General features: G+C 45.6%; 1 protein-coding gene and 1 pseudogene. Both read left to right on the plus strand.

Features of this window, described 5'->3' with window-relative positions:
* Positions 1–133: 133 nt before the first annotated feature.
* The gene (gene tldD, locus B4K20_RS08345) at positions 134–1,576 is read left to right on the plus strand and encodes a metalloprotease TldD (protein WP_289243890.1); all 1,443 of its coding nucleotides are present in this window, start codon (positions 134–136) and stop codon (positions 1,574–1,576) included.
* A gap of 14 nt (positions 1,577–1,590) precedes the next feature.
* Positions 1,591–2,194 (plus strand): annotated as a pseudogene (locus B4K20_RS08350) (tRNA (5-methylaminomethyl-2-thiouridylate)-methyltransferase); the annotation flags it as partial.

The following is a 2,194-nucleotide window of genomic DNA, read 5'->3' on the forward strand; positions in this document are numbered from 1 at the left end:
AGATTAACTTAATTAGCTACAGTTATCAGTTAACGGGACCCTGGAACGACCCTAAACTCAATGTCGTGAATCCAGCTCAGCAATAGAATCTGATATCATGTGTTTATCTTAAATAACCGATGATTCTGTATTAATGAGCGCTTCGATTCCCGAGCAAGTACAACAGCAACTCCTGCTTCCTGTTGGTTTAACGGATAACGATCTGGAAAATGCATTAGCTACAACCATGACGGCTGGTGTTGACTATGCCGATTTGTATTTCCAACAATCCAGACAAGAAAACTGGGTGCTGGAAGATGGCATTATCAAAGATGGTGGTTATCATCTTGAACAAGGTGTGGGTGTCCGAGCCTGTAGCGGTGAGAAAACCGGTTTTGCCTATTCCGATGATTTGGTTTTGCCGGCTTTACAAAAAGCAGCCAAGGCAGCTCAAGCTATTTCAAGACAAGGCTCTCAACAATCCGTAGCTGTCTGGAAAAAACAGCAATCCCCAATACTGTACACCCCAGATGATCCCATTCTTGCCTTAACCGTGACTGAAAAACTCAACTTATTACGAGAAGCCGACGCTGCAGCAAGAGCGGCCGATCCTCGAGTTAAACAAGTCAGTGTTAGCCTGGCTGGTGGCATTGACACGGTCCTGATTGCGGCGAGTGATGGTACGTATGCCACCGATATCAGACCGCTTGTACGCATGAATGTCAGCGTGATTGTTGAGCACAATGGTCGACGCGAACGCGGCAGTGCTGGTGGTGGACGACGGATGGATTATCGTTATTTTCAACAAAATAACCTTGCTGTTAACTATGCAAAAGAAGCCGTCAGATTAGCGTTAGTGAACCTAGAGGCGGTGGCTGCACCTGCTGGAACGATGCCTGTCGTACTAGGTAGTGGTTGGCCAGGTGTTTTATTACATGAAGCTGTTGGTCATGGCTTAGAAGGCGATTTTAACCGCCGTGGTACATCTACCTTCTCAGGCAAGATGGGCGAGCAAGTGGCTTCGCCTTTATGTACCGTGGTAGATGATGGTACGTTGCCATCACGCAGGGGCTCACTCAATGTTGATGATGAAGGGGTTGAAACGCAATTCACCACACTCATCGAAAAGGGCAAGCTGACCGGATACATGCAGGACAAACATAATGCCCGTCTGATGGGCAAAGCAAGTACGGGGAATGGGAGGAGAGAATCCTATGCGCATTTGCCGATGCCACGTATGACAAATACGTACATGTTACCTGGTGACCACAAAGCGGAAGAAATCATTGCTTCTGTTGAGAAAGGTATTTACGCCGTTAATTTTGGTGGTGGTCAGGTCGATATTACGTCTGGCAAGTTTGTTTTCTCTACCAGTGAAGCCTATCTCATTGAAAACGGTAAAGTTACTACACCGGTAAAAGGGGCAACACTTATTGGGAATGGACCAGAGGTCATGCAACGTATATCCATGGTCGCCGATGATTTAGAACTAGATACTGGCGTTGGTAATTGTGGTAAAGAAGGACAGAGTGTGCCTGTCGGTGTGGGACAGCCCACCCTGAAAATTGACGCACTGACTGTCGGTGGAACAGCTTAGATTTAGAAAAAATGATGGAAAAAAAACATAAAGCAGTCGCCCTGATTTCAGGTGGCCTGGATTCCATGCTCGCCGTTCGGGTCATGCAGGAACAAGGTATTGAAGTAGAGGGTATTAATTTTTATACCGGTTTTTGTGTCGAAGGCCATACTCACGCCATTCGTAATCAAGACAAAGATAAACAAAAACGAAACAATGCACTCTGGGTGGCTGAACAACTCGGCATTAAATTACACATCGTAGATGTCATAGAAGAATACAAAGACGTTCTATTGAATCCTAAGCATGGTTATGGGGCCAATATGAACCCATGCCTCGATTGTAAAATATTTATGGTGAGTAAAGCGGTCGAGTGGATAAAAGAAAATCATCACAATGGCTTTGATTTCATCATCACTGGAGAAGTGATTGGTCAACGTCCCATGTCGCAGCGTAAATCGACTATGCCAATTATCTCTGAAGAGTCTGGCGCTGATGACTTACTACTCAGACCATTGTGTGCCAAAAATCTGCCTGAGACTTTACCTGAGCGAGAAGGTTGGGTCGATCGTAGCAAGCTTTATGGCTTTCATGGACGCAATAGAAAACCTCAGATAGCTTTAGCGAAAGAGTTTGGCT

The sequence above is a fragment of the Methylophaga sp. UBA5088 genome (assembly GCF_002414625.1).
In the GTDB taxonomy this organism is placed as follows: domain Bacteria; phylum Pseudomonadota; class Gammaproteobacteria; order Nitrosococcales; family Methylophagaceae; genus Methylophaga; species Methylophaga marina.